This window comes from Kitasatospora sp. NPDC051164 (genome assembly GCF_044455625.1).
Taxonomy (GTDB): Bacteria; Actinomycetota; Actinomycetes; order Streptomycetales; family Streptomycetaceae; genus Kitasatospora.
Map to the genome: position 1 here is coordinate 1 of NZ_JBITFB010000025.1, position 21897 is coordinate 21897.

The 21897-nt window shown below is 73.7% G+C and carries 19 protein-coding genes; 10 read left to right on the plus strand and 9 right to left on the minus strand.

Annotation, left to right across the window (positions count from 1 at the left end; all coding sequences use genetic code 11):
- The 7 genes from ACIBEC_RS32025 to ACIBEC_RS32055 all read right to left on the minus strand — a co-directional run.
- On the minus strand, nt 1-1503 hold a 1503-nt coding region (locus ACIBEC_RS32025), incomplete at its 3' end, for an endo-1,4-beta-xylanase (RefSeq protein ID WP_396289507.1).
- A gap of 294 nt (nt 1504-1797) precedes the next feature.
- Nucleotides 1798-3336 carry a sigma-70 family RNA polymerase sigma factor gene (locus ACIBEC_RS32030; protein WP_360495823.1) on the minus strand — a complete coding sequence of 513 codons (1539 nt, stop codon included), beginning with the start codon at nt 3334-3336 and terminating at the stop codon, nt 1798-1800.
- 127 nt (nt 3337-3463) lie between these two features.
- Nucleotides 3464-4678, minus strand: coding sequence for a HAMP domain-containing sensor histidine kinase (locus ACIBEC_RS32035; RefSeq protein WP_360495821.1), 1215 nt, complete (start codon nt 4676-4678; stop codon nt 3464-3466).
- On the minus strand, nt 4675-5475 hold the full coding sequence (locus ACIBEC_RS32040) for a response regulator transcription factor (protein ID WP_360495818.1): 801 nt from the start codon (nt 5473-5475) through the stop codon (nt 4675-4677). Before ACIBEC_RS32040 ends, ACIBEC_RS32035 begins: the two co-directional genes overlap by 4 nt.
- A complete protein-coding gene (locus ACIBEC_RS32045) occupies nt 5472-6332 on the minus strand; it encodes a hypothetical protein (protein WP_360495815.1) in 861 nt (286 codons plus the stop codon). Before ACIBEC_RS32045 ends, ACIBEC_RS32040 begins: the two co-directional genes overlap by 4 nt.
- Before the next feature lie 150 nt (nt 6333-6482).
- Nucleotides 6483-7325, minus strand: a complete 843-nt coding sequence (locus tag ACIBEC_RS32050; RefSeq protein ID WP_360495812.1) for a class F sortase — start codon at nt 7323-7325, stop codon at nt 6483-6485.
- Nucleotides 7312-7767, minus strand: a complete 456-nt coding sequence (locus ACIBEC_RS32055) for a hypothetical protein (RefSeq protein WP_360495810.1) — start codon at nt 7765-7767, stop codon at nt 7312-7314. Before ACIBEC_RS32055 ends, ACIBEC_RS32050 begins: the two co-directional genes overlap by 14 nt.
- 532 nt (nt 7768-8299) lie before the next feature.
- On the opposite strand from ACIBEC_RS32055, the gene ACIBEC_RS32060 reads away from it, so the two are divergent.
- Genes ACIBEC_RS32060 through ACIBEC_RS32070 form a run of 3 tightly spaced genes read left to right on the plus strand, consistent with a single transcriptional unit; the run spans nt 8300 to nt 11148 of the window.
- On the plus strand, nt 8300-8428 hold the full coding sequence (locus ACIBEC_RS32060) for a hypothetical protein (protein WP_360495807.1): 129 nt from the start codon (nt 8300-8302) through the stop codon (nt 8426-8428).
- Nucleotides 8429-8479: 51 nt separating this feature from the next.
- Complete coding sequence (locus tag ACIBEC_RS32065) at nt 8480-10330, plus strand: ABC transporter ATP-binding protein (RefSeq protein WP_360495804.1); 1851 nt, start codon at nt 8480-8482, stop codon at nt 10328-10330.
- The gene (locus tag ACIBEC_RS32070; RefSeq protein WP_360495801.1) at nt 10330-11148 is read left to right on the plus strand and encodes a serine/threonine-protein kinase; all 819 of its coding nucleotides are present in this window, start codon (nt 10330-10332) and stop codon (nt 11146-11148) included. Before ACIBEC_RS32065 ends, ACIBEC_RS32070 begins: the two co-directional genes overlap by 1 nt.
- A 30-nt stretch (nt 11149-11178) precedes the next feature.
- Here the strand turns inward: ACIBEC_RS32070 and ACIBEC_RS32075 are convergent, their stop codons facing one another.
- Nucleotides 11179-11988: a hypothetical protein gene (locus ACIBEC_RS32075; RefSeq protein ID WP_360495798.1), complete on the minus strand. Its 810-nt coding sequence runs from the start codon at nt 11986-11988 to the stop codon at nt 11179-11181.
- Nucleotides 11989-12201: 213 nt separating this feature from the next.
- On the opposite strand from ACIBEC_RS32075, the gene ACIBEC_RS32080 reads away from it, so the two are divergent.
- The 5 genes from ACIBEC_RS32080 to ACIBEC_RS32100 all read left to right on the plus strand — a co-directional run bounded on the left by ACIBEC_RS32080 (nt 12202) and on the right by ACIBEC_RS32100 (nt 17573).
- Complete coding sequence (locus ACIBEC_RS32080; protein WP_360495795.1) at nt 12202-13473, plus strand: MFS transporter; 1272 nt, start codon at nt 12202-12204, stop codon at nt 13471-13473.
- 182 nt (nt 13474-13655) lie between these two features.
- Nucleotides 13656-13889, plus strand: coding sequence for a hypothetical protein (locus ACIBEC_RS32085; RefSeq protein ID WP_360495792.1), 234 nt, complete (start codon nt 13656-13658; stop codon nt 13887-13889).
- Nucleotides 13890-14098: 209 nt separating this feature from the next.
- Nucleotides 14099-14644 carry a methylated-DNA--[protein]-cysteine S-methyltransferase gene (locus ACIBEC_RS32090; protein ID WP_360495789.1) on the plus strand — a complete coding sequence of 182 codons (546 nt, stop codon included), beginning with the start codon at nt 14099-14101 and terminating at the stop codon, nt 14642-14644.
- A gap of 235 nt (nt 14645-14879) precedes the next feature.
- Entirely contained in the window at nt 14880-16298 is a 1419-nt protein-coding gene (locus tag ACIBEC_RS32095; protein WP_360495786.1) for a family 2B encapsulin nanocompartment shell protein, read from the plus strand.
- A gap of 225 nt (nt 16299-16523) precedes the next feature.
- Entirely contained in the window at nt 16524-17573 is a 1050-nt protein-coding gene (locus ACIBEC_RS32100; RefSeq protein WP_360495784.1) for a family 2 encapsulin nanocompartment cargo protein polyprenyl transferase, read from the plus strand.
- Nucleotides 17574-17711: 138 nt separating this feature from the next.
- Here the strand turns inward: ACIBEC_RS32100 and ACIBEC_RS32105 are convergent, their stop codons facing one another.
- Complete coding sequence (locus ACIBEC_RS32105; protein WP_360495781.1) at nt 17712-18752, minus strand: NAD-dependent epimerase/dehydratase family protein; 1041 nt, start codon at nt 18750-18752, stop codon at nt 17712-17714.
- Nucleotides 18753-19002: 250 nt separating this feature from the next.
- On the opposite strand from ACIBEC_RS32105, the gene ACIBEC_RS32110 reads away from it, so the two are divergent.
- Both ACIBEC_RS32110 and ACIBEC_RS32115 read left to right on the plus strand, forming a co-directional pair.
- Nucleotides 19003-20382 carry a DUF1254 domain-containing protein gene (locus tag ACIBEC_RS32110; protein WP_360495778.1) on the plus strand — a complete coding sequence of 460 codons (1380 nt, stop codon included), beginning with the start codon at nt 19003-19005 and terminating at the stop codon, nt 20380-20382.
- 80 nt (nt 20383-20462) lie between these two features.
- Nucleotides 20463-21797 carry a DUF1254 domain-containing protein gene (locus ACIBEC_RS32115; protein ID WP_360495775.1) on the plus strand — a complete coding sequence of 445 codons (1335 nt, stop codon included), beginning with the start codon at nt 20463-20465 and terminating at the stop codon, nt 21795-21797.
- The last annotated feature ends 100 nt before the right edge of the window (nt 21798-21897 follow it).

Here is a 21897-nt window from a genome sequence, read left to right on the forward strand (position 1 = left end):
CGACGACCAGCGGTACGTCGACGGCAGGGTGCAGTTGCCGCCCGGTGGGGTCGACGTCCCGGACAGGCCGGTCCACTTCTGGTTGCTGCCGCCGGACCAGCAGGTGTACAGCTGGATCTTGGTGGCGTTGGCGGTGCCCGCGCCGACGGCGTCGAGGCACAGCCCGGACCGGACGCCGGCGATCGAGCCGTCCGCGTTGATGTTCCACTGCTGGTCGGCGCCGCCGTTGCAGTCCCCGATGACCGCTGCCGTGCCATTGCTGGTGCCCTTGGCCTTGGCGGCCAGGCACTTCTTTCCGTAGACCATCAGCTGCTTGCCAGAGGTGTAGGTCCACCGCTGGTTGGTCTGTCCGTTGCAGTCCCACAGCTGCGCCTGGGTGTCGTTGACGGTGGTGAAGCCGTTGATGTCGATGCAACGACCGGAGGCGACGCCCTTGATCTCCCCGGCGCCGCTCCCTCCGTTCGTCCCACCCGTTCCGGTGCCGGAGGCGGCCTTGAAGGCGTTCATGACGGCGGTGTAGGCGGGCTTGGGGTTGCCGTTGCGGTCGAACAGCAGGGGGTTCTCGCCACTGCGCCAGGAGTCGCTGTCGCGGATGCCCCATACCGTGATGCCGGTGCACCGGGCGACGGACAGGCAGGCGTTCACCGCGTTGGCGTACGCGGTGGTGGACGCCTGGGCGATGTCGAGCTCGGTGAGCTGGACGTCAACGCCCAGAGCGGCGAAATTGGACAGTGTGGTCTGGAAGTTGGACGGCGGGCCGCCGGCGCCGAAGTGGCTCTGGAAGCCGACGCAGTCGATCGGCACGCCGCGGGACTTGAAGTCCTTGACCATGGTGTAGACGCCCTGGGTCTTGGCGTCGGTCCAGTTCTCGATGTTGTAGTCGTTGTAGCAGAGCTTGGCCGAGGGGTCGACGTTCCGGGCGGTGCGGAAGGCCTCCTCGATGAAGCCGTCGCCCAGCACGTTCTGGAACACCGAGCTGCGGTGCCGGCCGCTGCCGTCGTCGGCGAAGGCCTCGTTGACGACGTCCCAGGCGTAGATCTTGCCCTTGTAGTGGGACATCTCGGTGGTGATGTGGTTGTCCATCACGCCGCGCAGGGTGTTCGCGTCGCCGATAGAGCTGACCCAGGACGGGAGCTGCGAGTGCCAGACCAGGGTGTGGCCGCGCATCCGCTGGCCGTGCGCCGAGGCGTGGTTGACGATCGAGTCGGCGCTCCCGAAGTTGAAGTTGCCGCGGGACGGCTCGATCGCGTCCCACTTCATCTCGTTCTCCGGGGTGATCATGTTGAACTCCCGGTCCGCGATCGCGGTGTACGTCGAGTCCCCGAGTCGGCCGGCGGCCACAGCGGTGCCGAAGTACCTGCCGGAGGGGGTCGCCTGGGCACCCAGGGCGGCGGCTCCGGCGGAATTGGGGAGGAGCGCCACGACACCGGCCACCAGCGCCGCGGCCGACGTTGCTACCGCCACTACCTGGCGACGCCGGCTGAGCCGGTGCAGGCCCTTCATGACTCTCCCCGCGGGCTGCGGGTCACCCTTGGCGCCGCGATCGTGCGCGCCTCGGCCGGGGGTTCGTGGGTGTGTCGCATCATTGGAGCGGCTTTCTTCCGGGGATTCCTCAGTGGGGAAGCACCTCCCATGCCGGCCCGTCAGGGTGAGCGGCGGGAAGAGCACCCCACACATGGGAGGCCTCCGGACTCACGGCCCCGTAACGAAAAAGGTGGCGCGATCCGGACGATTGCCCGGTGATGCATCTCGCAGGCGGAAAGCGTTACGCCGAGCCCTGCGGCCTGGTCGTCCCCGTCAGGCCTTGCGGATGATGAAGGAAGCCTGGCCGGCGAAGGCCCGAGTGCCGTCGGAGCCGTCGAGCCAGATGCCACCGTCGCGGTAGCGGAGTACCGATCCGGGATAGTTGTGCGCGTGCAGGGTCACCGACCCGGCCACCGCCCCGGGGAGCGGACAGAAGGTGGCGTCCTCACGGAACAGCCCGCTGCCGTCGTCGGTGCTCAGCCGTAGCCGCAGGTCGCGATGGCGCAGATAGCGGCCGTCGGCGGCGCGGAAGGTGACGCACCGGGTGTCGGCCAGGCCCCCGATGACCGTGAAGGTGACCCGCTGCCGCGTCTGCGCGCTGCTGGACGCGTCGACGCGGCCGAGCGTCGCGAAGTCGCCGGTGTACGTGAGGTACAGGGCGGGGTCGTCCACGGACTCCAGCGACTGTGCGCCCAGCGGAACCACGGCTGCGATGGCGGACGGGCTCACCGGAGACGGTCCGGCCGACGCGGTGGTGCCCGGCGAGGTCGGCGTGGGACTGCCGACCGCGGGAGCGGCGGTGACGCCGGGCACCCGAGGCGCCGGTTCGGGCCAGGTCGCGTAGGTGGTGGCGGCGCCGGTGATGAGCACCGCGCCGGTGGCGAGGCTCACCAGCGGATGAGCGGTCACCGCGGAGAGTTTGGCGATCAGCGAGCTGTGCAGGCCGCCTCCCCCCGTCGCCGTGCCCGCCGCGACCTGTGCCGTGGCCAGCCCGGCGGCGCTCGCGGCCGTACCCGACAGCAAGCCCTTGGCGGCCAGCGCGGCGATGAGCCCGGCCGGGACCGCCAGCGGCGCGACGCCGAGGAGCAGGAGTTCGGCCGGAATCCGTTCGGCCGTCGTCGCCGCGCAGACCGGGCATCCGCGGGTGTGCCGCGCGATCCGCTTGCGCCACACCGATGCGGGGCGACCGTCCCAGCCGACGACGGTCTCGTCCAACTGCGGACAGCGCGGGTCGGCGTTCAGCGAGGCGACGATCGTCCGGCTCAGATCCAGCTGCTCGCGCATGCGTTGCAGGCGCACTCCGATGTGGGCGGCCGTGAGCCCCGTCGCGGCGGCGAGGTCGTCACGGCTCAGCGAGCCGGCGCCTTCCTGCCACCACAGCGACAGCAGCACCCGATGGTCCGGGTCGAGCCACCGGCCGGCTTCGACGACCTGGCGGCGCTCGTCCGACACGTGCAGACGCAGGATCGTCATGTCCTCGGATTCGGCGCCGGCGTCCGGTATCTGGTGCGCCTCGTCGATGACCGCGCTCCGGCCGGCGAAGACGCGTTGCCGGTGGCGGTGGGTACTGATCTGACGGAGCGTGATCGACACCAGCCAGGACCGGAAGCTCTCCGGGGCACGCAGGGCAGGCAGGTCGCGCACCACGCGCAGCAGGGTTTCCTGGACGACGTCGTCGACGTCGGCATGTCCGCTCAGCGCACGCCCGACGATGTTGTAGAGCAACGGCAGGTACGCGGCGATCAGCTCCTCGCGCGCCCGGTCGTCACCGGCCTGCGCCGCGACCACCAGCCCCGCGTGGTCTGCATCCATGAGCCCCATCCCAACCTTCCTCAGGGGAGCGATCCGCCGCGTAGGCGCCACACCTTAGCGTCGGCAAAGGACTGCGGCCAAAGGCGGCCGAAGCCCGTGCCATGGGTCAGCGGACCGGCCCGGGGCGTCAGTCGGGTGGGAGGGTGAGGGTGGCGAGGGCGCCGCCGGCGGGGTGGTTGGCGAAGGCGAGGGTGGCGCCGATGACGCGGGTGTGGCCGGTGGCGATGGTGAGGCCGAGGCCGTGGCCGCGGCCGCGTTCGGGGACGTTGGTGCGGAAGCGCTGGGGGCCGTGCCGGAGCAGGTCGTCGGGGTAGCCGGGGCCGTGGTCGCGGACGGTGATGCGGTGGCCGTCGACGTGGAGGTGGACCGGGGCCGCGCCGTGGCGGTGGGCGTTGAGGATCAGGTTGCCGAGGATGCGGTCCAGTCGGCGCAGGTCGGTGCGGACCTGCCGGTCGGCGGTGGCTCCGGTGACCTCGACCGTGACGTCCAGTCCGGTGAGGGAGACGGTGCGGCGCACCGCGCGTTCCAGGGGGACGGCGCAGAGGTCGGGGGACTCGGCGTCCGCGTCGAGGCGGGAGACCTCCAGGAGGTCCTCGACCAGGCCGCGCAGGGCTTGGACCCGGTTCTGGACGAGCTGGGTGGGGCGGCCGGGCGGCAGCAGTTCGGCGGCCGTGACGAGGCCGGTGAGCGGGGTGCGCAGCTCGTGGGCGACGTCGGCGGTGAAGCGCTGCTCGTCGGCGAGGCGGCGGTGCAGGGTGCGGGACATCAGGTCGACGGCGGCGGCGAGGTCGGCGACCTCGTCCTTGCCGTCGACGAGTTCGCCGATCCGGGTGTCCGTCCCGCCGGCGGCGATGCCCCGGGCGGCCGTGGCGGCGGTGCGCAGGCGGCGGCTGATCCGGTCCGCGACGAGCACGCCGGCCAGCACGGTGGTGAAGACCGCGGCGACGACGGTGAGCAGGATGATCCGGTCCAGGTCGGCGATGGCCTGCCGGTCCTGGGCGAAGTCCACCCGGACGGAGAGCACCCCGTCCTGGACCGGGGAGGCCGCCCACATCGACTCGCCCTTCCCGTCGGCCGCGAGCAGTGAGCCCTGTCGGCCGCCCCCGGCGAGGGCGCGCAGGGGGCCGGGCAGGGCGGGGTCGTCCAGTGCGGCGCCCCGGCCGGCCAGTTCGCGGTTGCGGCCGTAGTCGGTCAGGGCCGAGTCGAGGGCGGCGAGCGCGGTGGCGCGGGCCTGGTCGACGTGCTGACGGATCATCGCCTGGTGGACCAGCAGGCCGACGGCCACCGCGACCAGGACGGAGATGGCGGCGACGGCGGTGGCGATCTGGCGGCGCAGGGTCATGCCGGGCGCCGAAGCTTGTAGCCGAACCCGCGGACGGTCTCGATCCGGCCGGAGCCGATCTTGGCGCGCAGCCGCTGCACGTGGACGTCCACGACCCGGGTGTCGGCGCCCCACTCGTAGTCCCAGACCCGTTCGAGCAGGGTGGAGCGCTCCAGCACGATGCCGGGCGCGGCGGTGAACTCCAGCAGCAGCCGCAGTTCGGTGGGGGTGAGCGGGACGAGGCGGTCGTCGACCCGCACCTCCATGCTGTCGGTGTCCACTCGCAGGCCGTCGAAGCTGCGGACGGCGGCGGAGAACGGGGGCGCAGGGGCGTCCGGGGGCTGCGGGGCGTCGGTCGCGGCTGCGGGGATGCCGACTGTGGGGGAGCCGGCTGCCGGGGAGTCGGCCGAGGGGATGCCGGGCGCGTCGGCCGCCGGGACGACGCGGATGCGGCGCAGCACCGTACGGATCCGGGCGACCAGGACGGCGCTCTCGAAGGGCTTGACGACGTAGTCGTCCGCGCCGGCCTCCAGCCCGGAGACCACGTCCACCGGGTCGGTGCGCGCGGACATCATCAGGATCGGCAGCTGGCTCTCCTCGCGGATCCGGCGGCAGAGGCCGACCCCGTCGAGCAGCGGCAGCATGACGTCCAGCAGGAGCAGGTCGGGCCGGACGGCGTGGAAGGCCTCCAGGCCCTCCAGGCCGTCGGCGGCGGTGGTGACCGGGAAGCCGTAGCGCTCCAGGGCCATCCGGGTGGCCTCGCGGATCACCTCGTCGTCCTCGACCAGGAGGATGTGCGGGTGGGCGGGGGCGGTCATCGCTTCGGCTCCGGGGTCGCGGTGGGGGCGGCGGGCTGGGAGGTCGGGCGGGCCGCGCGCGCGGAGGGGACGGCCGCGCCGGGGGCCGGTTCCGGCGGTCCGACGACGGGGGAGCGGGCCGGCGACGCGGGGGACCTGGGGCTGGCGCTGGGCGGTTGGGCGCTGTCCGGGCCGGTGGGCGGCAGCACGCCGAGGCCTTCGTCCTTGCGTTCCAGCAGGACGAGCCTGACCCCGTCCCAGCGGTAGTGGCTGCTGGTGCGGACGTAGACGCTGGTCGACTCGTACAGCCACAGTTCGGAGCCGATGGTCTCGGCGCTGAAGGTCCGTTGGACCTGCACCCGCAGGACGGGCAGGAGCCGGTCCTCGGTGGGGGCGAGGGTGTAGACGTGCAGCACCACCGGTCCGGGGGTGCTGACGGTGGTGATCAGCGAGAGCCGTCCGTCCCCGGTGAGGTCGCGGAACTCGGGGCTGCGGACCTCGCACCCGGTGCAGGAGCCGAGCGCCTGCCGCTCCTCCGGGGTCACCGCCGGGTCCTTGGCGAGGATGGTGCGGACGTCGAGCGCGGTGATGTCGCGCCCTGGGACGGTCAGGTCCGGTACGGGCTGCGGTGGCGCCTGGGTGGCGCCGCCGGCCCCGGTGTCGGGCGGGGGCGTCGACTGCGAGGAGGCCAGGTTCGGCCAGAGCGGCCGGGGGACGGGCGATGGCGTGACGGCCCGGGCCGGGCCCTGGTCCCGCAGGCCGCCGGGGGTGGCCCGGCCGAAGGCCAGGGCGGCGAGGGCGAGGAGAACGACCAGGCCGGCCAGGGCCGCCACGGGGACGGCGCCGGGCCGGCGACGGGGTGCGGGTGATGCTGCCACGGTCGGTGTTCGTCCTCCTGGTCTGCGGCGCGGTGCCGGTTCGTCGCCCCGTGGCCGTCCTGGTGGTAGGTCGCCCGGACGGCGGCCCGCGGTTCCGCCCGGGCCGGAGCGGCGCGGGTCAGGCCGGGACGACGGGCAGGTCGGGCCCGGTCAGGCCAGGTCCGCCAGCACGATGATGTTGTCCGTCCAGTGGCCGTCCGAACCGATCCGCCCGCCGCAGGTGATCAGCCGCAGCGCGGGTGCGGGCGTGTCACCGTAGACCTGCTCGGTGGGGAAGCCGTCCTTGGCGGCCTGGAGCAGCGTACGGACCTTGAAGTCCACGGTGCTGCCGTCCGCGCGCCGTACCCGGATCAGCTCGCCGGGCTGCAGTTTCGGCAGCTGCCGGAAGACCGCCGGGCCGTGCACGGTGTCGTAGTGCCCGATCAGGACGGCGGGCCCGGTCTCGCCCGGGGTGGGGCCGTTGCGGTACCAGCCGACCTCGTCGCCCCGGTCGGCGGGCGGCACCTGGACCGTCCCGTCGGAGTTCAGGCCGAGGTCGGTCACCGGCGCGTCCACCCCGGCGGAGGGGATCAGCAGGCGGGTCGGCGGCGAGGGCGCGAAGGGCTTCGGCGCGCCGGGCACGGCGCTCGTGGGGGCCGAGGCGGCCCCGGTGGCCGGTGCCGCGGGCGGGGTGTCGGCGGTGCCGTGGCCGGAGGTCTCGATCCGCACCACCGGGGTGTCCCGGCCGGAGAGCGCCAGCGAGGTGCCGAGCACCACGCAGAGCAGGCCCGCCGCGCCGAAGGCCGTACGGCGCAGGGCGCTCGGCCCGGGTCTGGCGGCTCGACGCCGCCCGCGCGCGTGCCCGCGGCCGCGGGCCTGCCCGGCCCCGACGTCGCGGTGGCTGCCGGTCCCCACCGCCGGGGCGGCCCCGGCGCCGCTTCCCCGCCTGGCCAGGTGCGGGGGAACGGCGCCGGGGTGCCCGGCGGACTCGGGACCGGTGTCAGCCGCGCGCACCGGAACGGCGGCGCAGGACGGCGAAGCCCAGCGCCCCGGCGCCGACGGCCGCGACGGCGCCGCCGCCCGCGAGCATCAGGCCGGAGCCGTCGGCGGCACCGGAGCCGTCACCGGCCTGCGCGGCGCCCTTCGGCACCTCACGGACCTGCGGCTGGGCGCCGTTGGGGGCCTGCGGGGTGGGCACGGCCCGCGGGCTCTCGGACGGCGAGGCCACGGCGGCGGGGGCCTTCGGGTTGGCCGGCGCCGGGGCGGCGGTGGGCACGGCGCCCGAAGCCGGCGAGGCGACGGCGCCGCCCGGGGCGGTCGCGACGGGCTTCGGCGCGCCGTCGGCCCAGGCCTGCCCGCCGGTGAGGACGGTCAGCAGTGCGGCCCCGGTCAGGGTGCAGGCCGCCAGGAGGCGGCGGGCGGGCGAACGGTCGGTACGGCTCCTGCTCGTGCTCATGCGGTGTTCTCCATCTGCATCGGTGGTGTACGTCGGTCGTCGGTGCGGACCGATCGCGTCACGCGCGGCCTCGCGAATCGCGTCGCTCGGGACGTCGCGGATCGCGTGACGCGGCGTGATGCGCAGCGGTCGCGGACGTTCGTCGTCGGCGCCGGACGCGCACGTCCTCGTCACGGACGCCCACCGGCCGGTACAGCCGGAGCCGGTACGGCCGGCGCGGCCGCTACGGCCGGGGCGTCGACAGTGACGGTAGGAGGGCCGTGTCGCGGTCCTCGGCCGGTCGTGTCACGGTCGGCCATCGGCTGCGTAACGGCTGCGGGCGGCGACGTCACCGCGGGCCGTGACGTCGCCGCCCGGTGCCGCCGGAAGCACCCGCACCGGCACCGACGAACACTCCGCACCGCCCACGAAGTCACTCCGCACCGCCCACGAAGACCCTCCGCATCGCATCGACGCGCCGGTGAGCGCCCCCGCCCCCCGGCGCGTACCTCTGGGTGGGGGACCGAGCGGGACCAACAGAGAGGTGACAGCGATGAGCATGCTGGCCAACCTGGTGCCGGCGATGCGGCATCCGCGCAAGCGGACCGGGACCGGCAAGGAGACCAGGCACTCGAAGACGAACGACCGTCGCCGCCGTCGTGGAAGCAACTCGCGGCACTGACGGCTTCGCCGTCCTGTCAGGGCCGGGCCGTCACAGGCCCGGCCACGTCCCATGGGCTGGATTCGTACCGTGTGGTCGCTGCGGCGCCTGATGGCCGTCGACGCGGGTGACGGCGACGGCCGGGCGGACCCGGTCGTCGAACCGGCCCCGGCCGTCCCGCTGCGGCGGACGTTCGGGCGGTTCTGGCCCTACACCCGCGGCGGTCGGCGCTGGCTGGCCCTGTTGCTGGGGTTCGTCCTGCTCGGGCCGCTGGTCGACGTGGCCGCGATCTGGCTGTTCAAGGTCGTCGTCGACGATGTGCTGGTGCCGCGCAGGCTCGGGCTGTTCCTGCCGGTCGCGCTCGGCTACGCCGGGCTGACGCTGGTGGCGGGGGGTCTGCGCTTCGCCGACGAGACGACCTCGACCTGGGTCAGCGAGCGCTTCCTGTTCGCCCTGCGCACGGACGTGTTCCGGCATCTGCAGGGCCTCTCCCTGGGTTTCTTCGAGCGGCGGCGGCTCGGCGACGTCCTGTCGCGGCTGACCTCGGACGTCGAGGCGGTCGAGACCTTCCTCCTCTCGGGCGTCCTCGACGCGGTCGCGTACGTCGCCGAGCTGGCCGTCTTCCTCGCCGTGCTGTTCTACCTGCGGTGGGACCTCGCCGCGGTGGCCCTCGTCGTCGCGCCGGTGTTCTGGTTCACCGCGCGGCGCTTCTCCGTGCTGGTGAAGGCCGCGTCGCGGGAGCGGCGGCGGCGCAGCGGCTCGGTGAGCGCGCTCGCCGAGGAGACCCTCGACAACATCGCGCTGGTGCAGGCGTACAACCGGCAGGACTGGGAGCAGGACCGGTTCCACCGGGAGAACCTGGCGCGGTTCCGGGCGACCATGGCCGCGACCCGGCTGCGGGCCCTGTTCGCGCCGATCGTGGAGCTGCTGGAGCTGGTCGGCGCGCTGATCGTGCTCGGGCTGGGCGCCTGGGAACTCGCCACCGGCCGTCTGACACTCGGCGAACTCCTCGTCTTCGTCGCTCTGCTGAGTCGGCTGTACAGCCCGATCCGGGGCATCTCGCGGCTCAGCAACGGCTTCTACTCCGCCTCGGCCGCCGCCGAGCGGATCATCGAACTGCTTGACCAGCGGCCGCAGGTGGCCGATCCGCCGACCCCGCTGCGCCCCGGCCGGATCCGCGGCGCGGTGGCCTTCGACCGGGTGTGGTTCCGCTACCCCGGCACGACCCGGGTGGCGCTGTTCGACGTGTCCTTCCGCGCCGAGCCGGGCGAGACGGTCGCCCTGGTGGGGGAGAGCGGGGCGGGCAAGTCGACGAGCGCCAAGCTGCTGCTGCGCTTCTACGACCCCGAGCGCGGGGCCGTCCGGCTCGACGGCATCGACCTGCGCGAACTCGCCCTGTCCGACCTGCGCGAGCACATCGCGGTCCTGCTGCAGGAGACCCTGGTGATCCACGGCACCGTCCGGGAGAACATCGCCTACGGGCGGCCGGGCGCGACCGACGCCCAGGTCGTCGCGGCCGCGAAGGCCGCCGACGCCCACGAGTTCGTCAGCCGGCTGCCGGACGGCTACGACACGCTGGTGGGCCGGCAGGGCGGCCTGCTCTCCGGCGGGCAGCGGCAGCGGATCGCGATCGCCCGGGCGATGGTCCGGGACGCGCCCGTCCTGCTGCTCGACGAGCCGACCACAGGGCTGGACGCGGAGTCCGGACGGCGGATCCTGGAGCCGCTGGGCAGGCTGATGCGCGGCCGGACGACGATCATCATCTCGCACAACCTGCTGACCGTACGGAACGCCGACCGGATCGTGCTGCTCCGCGGCGGCTGCGTCGCCGCCTGCGGCACCCACCGGGAACTGCTCGCCCGCGACGACGGCTACGCCCGGCTCGACGGGCTGCACCGGCCACCGCTCCAGGGGGTGGCCTGATGGGCTCCCGACAGCCGCTCCCCGCAGGCGAGTCCATCGCCCCCGGCTACCGCGTCCTGGCACATCTGTGCCGCACCGGCTGGCTCGACGTGTACGACTGCTGGAGCGAGGAACGGGACTGCCGCTGCGTGGTCAAGGTGCTCCGGCCCGACCGCCGCCGCGACCGCCGACTCCGCGAGCGCCTGCTCCGCGAAGGCCGCTGGCTGGCCAAGTTCACCCACCCGCACCTGGTGCGCGGCTACGGCACGGGCGAGCGCCCGCAGCCGTACGCCGTGCTGGAGACCCTCACCGGCGAAACCCTCGCCCACCTGCTGGACACCCGACCGCGCCGCCCCGCCGCCACCGACCTGGCCATGCTCGGACTGCACCTCTGCTCGGCAACCCGCTACCTGCACGGGCAGGGCCTCCTGCACCTCGACCTCAAGCCCTCCAACATCGTGATCGACTGCCGGCGCGCTATCGTGCTCGACCTCAGCATCGCCCGCCCTCCGGGCCCGGGCACCCCCGGCATCGGCACGGACGGCTACCTCGCCCCCGAACAGGCCTCCGGCGGCCTGCTCACGGCGGCCACCGACGTCTGGGGCATCGGCATCACCCTCTACGAAGCCGCCACCGGCACCACTCCCTTCCCCGGCCCGTCCCCGCACGGCCCGGTCCCCCCGGTCGCCCGCAGCCGCCGCCTTCCCCGCCCCCTCGCCGCCGCCATCGACGACTGCCTCCACCTCGATCCCGCCGCCCGCCCGCGCCTGACCCAACTGGCCGAAACCCTGGACGAGTTGCTCCCCCAGGGGCGCCGTTGGGTGCCGCCGGAGGAATGACCGGCGCCGGCCGCACCCGGGCAGCCTCGGCTACCGCGCCGCTCGCAGCTGCCGGAGGGTCCGGCCCGGCCCGAGCTTCCCGCTGTGGCCGGCGAAGAGTTCGGCGGCGCGGCGGTAGGAGAGGCGGGCGCGGCCGGTGTAGGGGCAGCGGTCGGGGGCGGGGGTGCCGGCGGGGGCGCGGCGGTCGGTGAGGAAGAGCGGGCCCGTGCTGCGGCCGGCGAGGAGGAGGGGGAGGAGACGGGCGGTGCCGGACTGCCAGTGGACGGGGGTATGCCCGGGGCGGGTGCGGCGGCGGGGGAGGTCGAGGTGGTCGGTGTCCAGGGCCAGGACGGTCTCGATCGCGGCGCCGGACTCGTGCAGCAGGTGCCAGAGCGTCTGCTCGCGCAGCGGCGCGCGGAGGGCGAACAGGGCGTGCAATTCGTCGGGGGTCAACGGGCTTGCGGCCGGGGCTGGTTCGGGCAGCGGGCGGGGGCGCAGGTCGGCGGTCGGGTCGCCGTCGATCCAGCCGCGGGCCCGCCACCAGGCCGCGGCCGCGCGCAGGGTGGAGAGCTCCCGGTTGAGCGTGCGCGGGTCGGTGTCGGTGCCGCGGTGGGCGACGGCGGCGCGGAGCCGATCGGCGGCGTCCGGGTGGTCGAGCAGCGCCAGCGGCAGGACGGGCGGCCTGGCGCGCCGCCGTTCGGGGCCGATGGGGGCGGGCCGGTCGGCGAGCGCCCAGGCCCAGGTGTGCAGCGCGATCCGGTAGATCCGCCGGGAGCCTTCGGCGAGCCCGGAGGCGGCCAGGTAGCGCTCGACGGCGACGGCGTACTCGACCGGTGGGAGCCCTGTCGCGGTGTCTGTCACGGTCACCTTGTTTCCGCAGTAAATCGGCCATCATCAGTCGTCGAAAGAATACCCGGGAATACCCGGGATTCGCAGTAAAGAGCAGGTGGAGGCCCCTGGACGCGTTGATTTACTGCGGCAGATGCCGCCATTCGAGAAATTGATGCCCCAGGGCTCAAGTTTTTCCCGGAAACCCTTGAATCCCGCCTCCCCGGAACCCCAGACTCTCTCCACATGGCAGTGGACATCGAACGGATCCCGGCCCGCCGAAGGCGCCTGGGAGACCGTCTCGCCGTGTTGGGCGAGCGCGAATTCATGTGGTTCTTCACCGGGTACACGACCTCCCTCCTCGGCTCCTCGATGGCGCCGGTGGCGGTGGCGTTCGCGGTGCTCGACGGCGGTGGCAGCGGCACCGACCTGGGCTGGGTGATGGCGGCCCGGATCCTCCCGGTGGTACTGGTGCTGCTGGCCGGCGGGGTGATCGCCGACCGGGTCGGCAGCCGTCGGGTGATGCTGGGCTCGGACGTCCTGCGCGGCCTGGTGCAGGCGCTGTTCGCCGGGCTGCTGGTGGTCGGGCACGCGCCGGTCTGGGCGATGGTCGCCCTGGTCGCGGTGTGGGGGATCGGCGAGGGCCTGTTCATGCCGGCCTTCGGCGCGATCGTGCCGGACCTGGTGCGCCGCAAGGAGCTGATGGCGGACGCCAACACCCTGCTGGGGCTGTCCCGTTCGGTGTCCACGGTGGTCGGACCGGCCGCGGCCGGCCTGGTGACCGCGGCGCAGGGCCCGGCCGCGGTGCTGCTGGTCGACGCGGTGACGTACGGCGTCGGCGCCCTCGCGCTGGCCAGGCTGCGGCTGCCCGAGCGCCGACCGGCGGACGGCGGCGGGGATTCGATGCTCGACGACCTGCGGGCCGGCTGGTCGGAGTTCACTTCCCGCCCGTGGCTGTGGATCACCACCGCGCAGATGGGCCTGTTCAACCTGCTGGTCTGGGCGCCCTTCCTGGTGCTCGGCCCGCTCACCGCGCAGCGGGACCTCGGCGGCGCCCGCGCCTGGGGCCTGGTGATGGGCGTGTACGGCGCCGGCGCGGTGCTCGGCGGACTGCTGATGCTCGGCCGCAGGCCGGGCCGCCCGCTCGCGGTGGCCACCGTGGCCGGCCTGGGCTGGGCGCTGCCCTCCGGGGCGCTCGCGGCCGGGGCTTCATTGCTCTGGGTGGTCGCCGGTGCGCTGGTGGCCGGGGTCGGTTCGGCGGTCTGCGGGACGCTCTACAGCGCGACGACGCAGAAGTGGGTGCCGGTGGAACTGCTCGGCCGGCTGACCTCCTTCGGCGCGCTCGGTTCCTTCGCCCTCGGCCCGCTCGGCCTGGCGGTGGCCGGTCCGTTGGCCGGCCGGTTCGGGACGGACGGCGTGTTGCTGCCCGGCGCGCTCTGGCAACTGGCCTCCGGAGCCGTAGTGTTGGCCATACCGGCGGTGCGGAATCGCCGCTGGGAGGAGGGCCCGGAGAACTGACCCACCCCTCGGACGGCTTCGGGGCGCACCCCCGGCCCCCGGTGCGGCCCACCGCGCACCGTGCCCGGCCGGCCCCGGAGCGCAACCGGCTGCCCCACCCGCGCACGCACGCCTCCGCGGCGGGCGGGGCGGCCGACCCGGTCGTACCGTGGAGGGTGCGGGGGTATGGAGGAGGTTGTCCAATGCCCGGTTCGCTCACCATCAGCCACCACGAGTCCGCGGTCTCCCTGGACCACGCGGACGCCGAGCGGCTCGCCACCGTACTGGCCGAGCTGGCGTACCTGCTGGAGATTCCGGGCCCGAACCGGATCAACGACGCGCAGCTCGCCCTCCTGTGCGAGGGCCGCGCCCCGGACCGCGCCGGCCTGGCGCACTGGTCGCAGGCGCTCGCCACCCAGCTGAAGGGGCGGCTCTGACCGAAGCCGACCGCGGCCGGGAAACCGATCGCGACCGGGCAGCCGATCGCGACCGGGCAACCGGCCACGATCAGGCTGCCGACCATGACCGGGCAACCGACCGCAGCCAGGCCGTCGGCCGCCCGCCGTACGATGGCGCGCGGGGCGGGGACGTCCTCCGGGTGCCGGGGTGGCCGGCGGCCGGTCCGGCGGAGGGTGGGGGCCCGAGCGTGCCGCAGTCCTGGTCGATGTCCTGGCTGACCGTGTCGACGCCGCTGCCCAGCGGCCCGATGCACATCGCGGTGACCCCGCTGGGCGTGGCGGCGGCCGGCTACGGCGGGCGCGAGGACGAGGCGCCGCCGTGCACCGACGAGTCGAAGGTCGCCGCCGTCACCGAGCGGATCGGCGCCTACCTGGCGGGCCGCACGCACGAGTTGGGCCTGCCGATCGACTGGAGCCTGAGCTCCGGTCCGCACCGCGCCGTCCTGCAGACGCTCTGGCGCGAGGTGCCGTACGGCCGGACCGTCACCTACGGCGAACTGGCCGCCCGCAGTGGGGTGTTCGAGGACGTCACGGAGCCCGGCCTGGCCGCCCGGACGGTCGGGCAGATGATGGCCGCCAACCCCGTCGCCCTGCTGGTGCCCTGCCACCGGGTGGTGGCGGCGGACGGGATCGGCGGTTTCGGCGGCGGCCGGGTCGGGATCGAGGTGAAGCGCTGGCTGCTCACCCTGGAGGGGGTGCTGGAGCCGACGCTCGACTGGAACGGGCCGCTGTAGCAGGCGAATCGCCGTCGCCGGGGCCGGGGCCGTGGGAAGATGGGGTGCGGGATTCCAGTACTTTCGAATAAATAGTCGAATGAACTTCGATCAGGTGATCGAGTCGTACTATTTGTTCGGTTATTCCAAACCACTCGAATGAGTGATTGCGGGCTGCCCTCGAACGGACCCACCATGAAGCTGCAACACGAATGTGCAGAGCGACACTTCATCGGGCACGCGAAGGGTTCCCCTCATGTCGACCGAAACCAATGCCGGTATTCCTGCGCCCGGCGCGCAGGCGGATATCCGGCAGCAGCAGAGTCTGAGCACGGCGGGCGCGCGGAACCTCGCCACGACCACCAAGTCCGCGCCGCAGATGCAAGGCATCAGCCCGCGCTGGCTGCTCAGGCGGCTGCCCTGGGTGCAGGTTTCCGGCGGGACCTACCGGGTCAACCGCCGCCTGCGCTACGCGGTCGGCCGCGGCCGGGTGAGCTTCGTCAAGACCGGCGCCGAGGTACGGATCGTCCCGCCGACGCTCGCCGAGGTGCCGGTGCTGCGCGGATTCCAGGACGAGGCCGTGCTCGAGGAGCTGGCCTCGCGCTTCGTGCAGCGGGAGTTCAACCCGGGGGACGTCCTGGTCGAGGCCGGTACGCCGATCAGTGAGGTCTTCCTGATCGCGCACGGCAAGCTCGACCGGATGGGCACCGGCAAGTACGGCGAGGAGACGGTGGTCGGCACCCTCGCCGACGGCGACCACCTCGGCGACGAGGCGGTCCAGCAGGACGGCGGCACCTGGCCGTACACCGTCCGCGCCGCGACCTCCGGCACCGTGATGGCGCTGTCCTGGCCCTCCTTCGAGGAGCTGCACGACCGCTCCGAGGCGCTGCAACTGCAGGTCATCGAATACCTGAACGGCTTCCAGCAGGCGCAGAACAAGCACGGCGAGGCCGCGATCGACCTCTCCGCCGGCCACCTGGGCGAGTACGAGCTGCCCGGCGCCTTCGTGGACTACGAGCTCAAGCCGCGTGAGTACGAGCTGAGCGTCGCGCAGACCATCCTCAAGGTCCACAGCCGCGTCGCCGACCTCTACAACCAGCCGATGAACCAGACCGAGCACCAGCTCCGGCTGACCATCGAGGCCCTGCGCGAGCGCCAGGAGCACGAGCTCGTCAACAACCCCGAGTTCGGCCTGCTGGCGAACGCCGCGTACGACCAGCGGATCCAGACCCACTCCGGCCCGCCCACCCCGGACGACATGGACGAGCTGCTCAGCCGCCGCCGCAGCACCAAGATGTTCCTGGCCCACCCCAAGGCCATCGCCGCCTTCGGCCGGGAGCTCAACAAGCGCGGCATCAACCCGGGCACGGTCGACGTCGAGGGCAAGCAGATCATGTCCTGGCGCGGGGTGCCGGTCTTCCCGTGCAACAAGATCCCGATCGTCGGAAACACCAGCTCGATCATCGGGATGCGAATCGGCGAGGACAACCAGGGTGTCATCGGGCTGCACCAGACCGGAATTCCGGACGAATACCAGCCGAGCCTTTCGGTGCGGTTCATGGGAATCGATGACAAGGCCATCATTTCCTACCTGGTGAGCACCTACTACTCCGCCGCGATCCTGGTGCCGGACGCGGTCGGCGTCCTGGAGAACGTGGACATCGCGCAGCGCTGACGGGCCCGGCGGGGCCGATCGGAGATCCGCGCCGTCCGGCCGGAGGTGCCCACCGCACCCCGGCCGGCAGTGCGTTCCACGTGTTCCGGCGCGTTCCGACGCATCCCGGCGGGCCCCGATGCGTCCCGCCGCACCCGGACACCGCCCGACACCCACAGCGGCACGACCCCGGCCCGCCCCGCGCCGGACCATCCCACGACAGGCGCCAACAAGGGGGAGAGACCCATGACGAGTCCCACGCTGGAGCGGGACCACAAAGAGGGGCACGAGGCGGCCGAGATCCTCGCCCGCGCCCGCGCACTGGTCGACCCGGTCATGCGGGCCGCCGTCGACTCACTGCCCGGCACGATGCGCAAGGTCGCCGGCTACCACTTCGGCTGGTGGGAGGCGGACGGCACGCCCGCCGCGGCCTCCTCCGGCAAGGCGATCCGGCCGGCCCTGGTCCTCGCCGCCACCCAGGCCCTGGGCGGTACGCCCGGCGAGGCCGCCGCCGCGGCCGCCGCGGTGGAGCTGGTGCACAACTTCACCCTGCTCCACGACGACGTCATCGACCGGGACGACACCCGGCGCCATCGGCCCACCGCCTGGCGGGTGTTCGGCACCACCGAGGCCATCCTGGCCGGAGACGCCATGCACTCCCTCGCGCTGCGCCTGCTCGCCGAGGACACCCACCCGGCCGCCCACGGCTCGATCCGCCGACTCGCCGACTGCGTGGTCGAACTCTGTGAGGGCCAGCAGATCGACTGCGCCTTCGAACAGCGCAACGACGTCTCGCTGCCCGAGTGCCTGGCCATGGCGGAGGCCAAGACCGGCGCGCTGCTCGGCGCCGCCTGCGCGATGGGCGCCCTGTACGGCGGCGCGTCCGAGGAGGCGGCGCAGGCGATGGACGGCTTCGGCCGGGAGATCGGCCTGGCGTTCCAGCTGATCGACGACCTGATCGGCATCTGGGGGGACCCGGCGGTGACCGGCAAGCCGGTCGGCGCGGATCTGGTCGCCCGGAAGAAGTCCCTGCCGGTCGTCGCGGCGCTGGGCTCCGACACCGTCGAGGGCAAGCGGCTGGCCGAGCTGTACGCACTCGAACGCGCGCTGAGCCCCGAGGAGTTGGCGCAGTGCGCGGCGGCCGTCGAGGGGGCCGGCGGGCGCGGCTGGGCGCAGGGGCAGTCCTGTGAGCGGATGGCCACGGCGATGGCGCAGCTGGCCGCCGCCGTACCGGAACCGTCCGCGGCCGACGAACTGCTGACGCTCGCCGAGCTGGTCACCCGCCGGACGCACTGAGGCTCTACGCCCTGAGGCTGGACGCACCGAGGCCGTACGCGTGGGGTGCCGTTGGTGAGTGGGAAGTCGGCCGGTCCGACTTCCCACTCCGCCGGCTCGCTCCGGCCCTCGCTCACCCGGCTCGCTCCGCGGGCTCGCTCACCCGAAGGCGGCCAACAGCCGTCGCTCCTTCGCGGGTTCGATGCCCTGTCGCGCCACCGCGCCCGGCCGCCCCTTGCGCCCGTCGGCATCGGTGTCCTCGGCGGGCCCGCGGGTCCGCAGCCACTCCCAGGTGTCCCGCGCGGTCTCGGCGAACGGCCGGCAGCGCAGCCCGGCCGCCTCCGCCCGGCTGGTGTCGGCGAGCCAGGCGCCCGCCATCTCGGGCAGATCCGGGGCCCAGAGCGGCAGCTCGGTCCACGGCTCGACCCGGTCCGGCCCCTCGGCGAGCAGCGGCCCGTCCGGGACCCAGACCAGTTCGGTGTCCGGGGCTCCCGCGACCGCCCGACAGGTCTCCAGCCACTCGCCGAAGCGCAGCCGTCCGGGCGGCGCCGTGGTGAGGAACCGGCCCGTCGTCCGGGCCGTCAGCAGGTCCAGCCCGAAGGCGGCGAAGTCCCGGACGTCGATCACCTGCATGGTCCGCTGCGGATCCCCCGGGGCGAGCACCCGCCCGCCGCGCGCCATCCGCTCCAGCCACCAGGGCAGCCGGCCGCCGTTCTCGTACGGTCCGATGAGCAGCCCGCTGTTGAGGAGCAGCGAGCGCTCGGCGCCGAAGCCCTCCAGCACCGCGCGTTCGCAGCCGGCCTTCAGGGCGGGGCTGAACGGCTGGTCGGGCGGGGTGTCGGCGGGGCAGGGGTGTCGTGGGGAGTCCTCGCCGATCACCCGGGCGGGCCAGTCGGTGAAGGCGTGCACAGAGGAGACGAAGGTGTAGTGCCCGGCCCGTTCGCGCAGCAGCCGCGCGGCGAGCGAGGCCTGGGCGGGCTGCTGGGCGGAGGTGTCGACGACGGCGTCCCAGTCGCGGCCGTCGACCAGCCGGGCGAGGTCCTCGGCGCTGTCGCGGTCACCCCGGACGGCCTCGACGCCGGGCAGGTCGGCGGCGCTGTGGCCGCGGTTGAAGGTGGTCACCTGGTGCCCCCGGGCGAGGGCTTCGGCGGCGTAGGCCCGTCCGAGGAAGGACGAGCCCCCGAGCAAGAGGATCTTCATACCGCTCACCCTCTCCCCGTCGCTCCGCCCGTACGCCCGGATTCGCGCTCAGCAGATGTCGCGGTGTCGAGCGAATGCCGTGGCGCCGAGCGAATGCCGAGGTGTCGAGCGAATGCCGCAGCGTCGAGCAGATGCCGCGAGGCACCCGATCCGACATGCCGCCCCCTCCCGCCCCACTTAGCATCCCATCTGTACAGGTCTGTACAGATCTGTGGCGGTTCCACCGGATTCGGAGTGGGAGAGCGACAGCATGGTCAACCCGGCACTCGTGGACCCGGCCACCGTCCGCGCGACCGCCGCCGAGGCCTGGATCCGCGCCCAACCGATGCTGCGCAACTACCGCGCCCTCTACGCCCAGGCCCTGGACGACGCGGACCCGTCGTACGTCGGCGGCTTCGGCGTCTTCCGCCACCACCCGCAGCCACCCACCCCCGCCGACACCTCCGCCCGCACGCCCGCCGAGCCCCTGACCGGCGGCATCACCGGCGGCGAGGCCGGGGACACCCCGTACTCCCGGGCCTGGCTCGACCTGCGCACCGAGCCCTGGGTGGTCTCGGTTCCCGCTGAGGACCGCTACTACGTCCTCCCGTTGCACGAACTCGACACCGTGTACGCCGGTTTCATCGGCTCCCGGACCACCGGCCCGGAAGCCGGCGACCACCTGGTGGCTGGCCCCGACTGGCAGGGCGAGCCCCCGCCCGGCATCCGCGGCGTGATCCGTACCGCCACCCGGCTGGTCGGCATCCTCGGCCGTACCCGGCTCGCCGGGAACACCCCCGCCGAGGTCGCCGAGCTCGCCGCCGTCCAGGAGCGGTATCGGCTGCGCCCGCTGCACGAATACGCCGGTACTCCCGCGCCGCCGCCCGCCCCGGAGCCGCTCTGGCCGGTCTGGCGTGAGGAGGTCCCGGACGGCGTCGAGTTCCTCGCCTTCCTCGACTTCCTGCTCGGCTTCTTCCCGGCGGACGGCCCCGTCCGGCTGCCGCCCGCCGAGACCGACCTGCGCGGCCGCCTCGCCGACCTCGGCGTCGACGGCCGTGGCGAGTTCGAGCCCGCCGCCCTCCCGCTGGAGCTGCGCGCCGAGATCGAACGAGGCATCGCCGACGGCCGCGCGCGGCTGCGGCGCGCCACCGCCGAACTCCGCGACCGCGCCGGGCTGTTCGGCACCCGCGAGCAGGTCGGCGCGGACTTCCTCCGGCAAGCCGTCGGCGCCGCGGCCGACCTCCACGGACTGCCCACCGAGGAGGCCTGGTACGGCCGTTGGGAGGCGGATGGCACGGGCCGCCGGCCGCCGGACGCGAGCGACCGCGACCACGTCATCCGCTTCACCCCGGACGCGCTGCCGCCGGCCCGCTTCGCCTGGTCCGCCACCCTGTACGCGCTCCCGGACCACCGGCTGGTCGACAACACCCTGGACCGCTACTCGATCGGCGACCGCACCCCCGGACTGGTCCGCGACCCGGACGGCGGACTCACCCTCTATGTCCGGCACAAGCGGCCCGCCAACGCCGAACACTCCGCCAACTGGCTGCCCGCCCCGGACGGCCCGTTCACCGTGGTGCTCCGGCTCTACGGCCCGCACCGGGCCGTCCTCGACGGCCGCTGGCGGCTCCCGCCGCTCGACCCGCGCTGACGAAAGCCGCCCCTCGTCCCGACCGACCCCGTTGTCCCGACTGACCCCCTTGTTCCGACCGACCGTACGAAGGACCCCCGATGAACCAGCCCGAGCTGGAGGCACTGGCCGCCGACGCGTACGTCTACGGCTACCCGCTGGTCGCCGGCCTCACCATGGTCGATCGCTTCACCCGGGGCGGCCTGGGCACCCTGCCGGCGGCGCCGTTCAACCACTTCAGCCACGCCACCCGGCTGGCCGGCCCGTCCGACGAGTTCGTCTCGGTCAACAACGACACCATCTACTCGATCGCCCAGCTCGACCTCTCCGAGGGCCCGCAGGTGCTCCACGTCCCGGACACCGCGGGCTCCTACTACGTGCTGCAGTTCATCGACGCCTGGACGGACAACGTCGCCTACCTCGGCCGCCGCGCCACCGGCACCAGCGCGCAGACCTGGCTGATCGTCCCGCCCGGCTGGCACGGCACCCCGCCGGACCCGGACCGCGTGATCGAGCTGCCGACCACGGTCGGCACCGTGGTCGGCCGGTTCGCCTGCACCGGCCCGGACGACCTGCCCCGGGTCCGGGCCCTGCAGTCCGCCCTCGTCCTGGAACCGCTGGAGCCCGGCGGCCTGGTCGCCGGACTGCCCGAGCCCGACCCGAACGTCCCCGAGCGGCTGGCCTTCTTCGAACGCCTGCGGGTGTGGATGCAGGCCTTCCTGCCGGCCACCGCGGACATCGAGTACCAGCGGCGCTTCGCCCCGCTCGGCCTGCTGGACGACGGCGCCTCCCCGTACCGCGCGGCCGTCCCCGAATGGACCCTCTCACTGGCCAAAGGCCTGGCCGCCGGCCGCGAACGGGTCGAGGACGCCACCCGCCCACCCGAAGACCACCCGCCCGGCGAATGGCGCTCCGCACTCCACCTCTTCGACTACAACACCGACCACCTCGGCCCCGGCACCCTGGACGACCCCGAATGGCGCATCCCCGACCGTCGCGCCGCCTACCTCAGCCGCGCCGCCGCCGCCCGGGCCGGCCTCTGGGGCAACCACGCCTACGAGGCCTCGTACGCGATGACCTACGACGACTCGGACGGCCGCCCCCTCACCGGCGCCAACAGCTACACCCTGCGTTTCGACCTGCTGCCCCCGACCGAGGCCTTCTGGTCCGTCACGATGTACTCCGTCCCGGACTACTACCTGGTGGAGAACCCGATCGACCGCTACTCGATCGGCGACCGCACTCCCGGCCTGGTCTACGGCGACGACGGCTCCCTCACCCTGACCCTCCAGCACGACCAGCCCGAGGACCCGACCGCCGCCGCCAACTGGCTCCCCACCCCACCCGGCGAATTCCGCCCCATCATCCGCCTCTACCAGCCCAAACCCCTGGTCCTGGACGGCACCTACCAGGTCCCCCCGATCCACCGCACCTGACACCCACCCCAGCCCCGGCACCGAAGCCCGGCCAAGCTCCGTCACCCGTGCACGGGAAGTCGGCCTGGTCGACTTCCCGTGCACGGCTCACGCGGCTCGG

Coding starts and splice junctions, on each gene's coding strand:
- ACIBEC_RS32080 (WP_360495795.1), top strand. CDS start 12,202: ATGGCAGTGGACATCGAACGGATCCCGGCCCGCCGAAGGCGCCTGGGA.
- ACIBEC_RS32105 (WP_360495781.1), bottom strand. CDS start 18,752: ATGAAGATCCTCTTGCTCGGGGGCTCGTCCTTCCTCGGACGGGCCTAC.
- ACIBEC_RS32100 (WP_360495784.1), top strand. CDS start 16,524: ATGACGAGTCCCACGCTGGAGCGGGACCACAAAGAGGGGCACGAGGCG.
- ACIBEC_RS32085 (WP_360495792.1), top strand. CDS start 13,656: ATGCCCGGTTCGCTCACCATCAGCCACCACGAGTCCGCGGTCTCCCTG.
- ACIBEC_RS32070 (WP_360495801.1), top strand. CDS start 10,330: ATGGGCTCCCGACAGCCGCTCCCCGCAGGCGAGTCCATCGCCCCCGGC.
- ACIBEC_RS32035 (WP_360495821.1), bottom strand. CDS start 4,678: ATGACCCTGCGCCGCCAGATCGCCACCGCCGTCGCCGCCATCTCCGTC.
- ACIBEC_RS32060 (WP_360495807.1), top strand. CDS start 8,300: ATGAGCATGCTGGCCAACCTGGTGCCGGCGATGCGGCATCCGCGCAAG.
- ACIBEC_RS32030 (WP_360495823.1), bottom strand. CDS start 3,336: ATGGATGCAGACCACGCGGGGCTGGTGGTCGCGGCGCAGGCCGGTGAC.
- ACIBEC_RS32065 (WP_360495804.1), top strand. CDS start 8,480: ATGGGCTGGATTCGTACCGTGTGGTCGCTGCGGCGCCTGATGGCCGTC.
- ACIBEC_RS32110 (WP_360495778.1), top strand. CDS start 19,003: ATGGTCAACCCGGCACTCGTGGACCCGGCCACCGTCCGCGCGACCGCC.
- ACIBEC_RS32040 (WP_360495818.1), bottom strand. CDS start 5,475: ATGACCGCCCCCGCCCACCCGCACATCCTCCTGGTCGAGGACGACGAG.
- ACIBEC_RS32095 (WP_360495786.1), top strand. CDS start 14,880: ATGTCGACCGAAACCAATGCCGGTATTCCTGCGCCCGGCGCGCAGGCG.
- ACIBEC_RS32055 (WP_360495810.1), bottom strand. CDS start 7,767: ATGAGCACGAGCAGGAGCCGTACCGACCGTTCGCCCGCCCGCCGCCTC.
- ACIBEC_RS32115 (WP_360495775.1), top strand. CDS start 20,463: ATGAACCAGCCCGAGCTGGAGGCACTGGCCGCCGACGCGTACGTCTAC.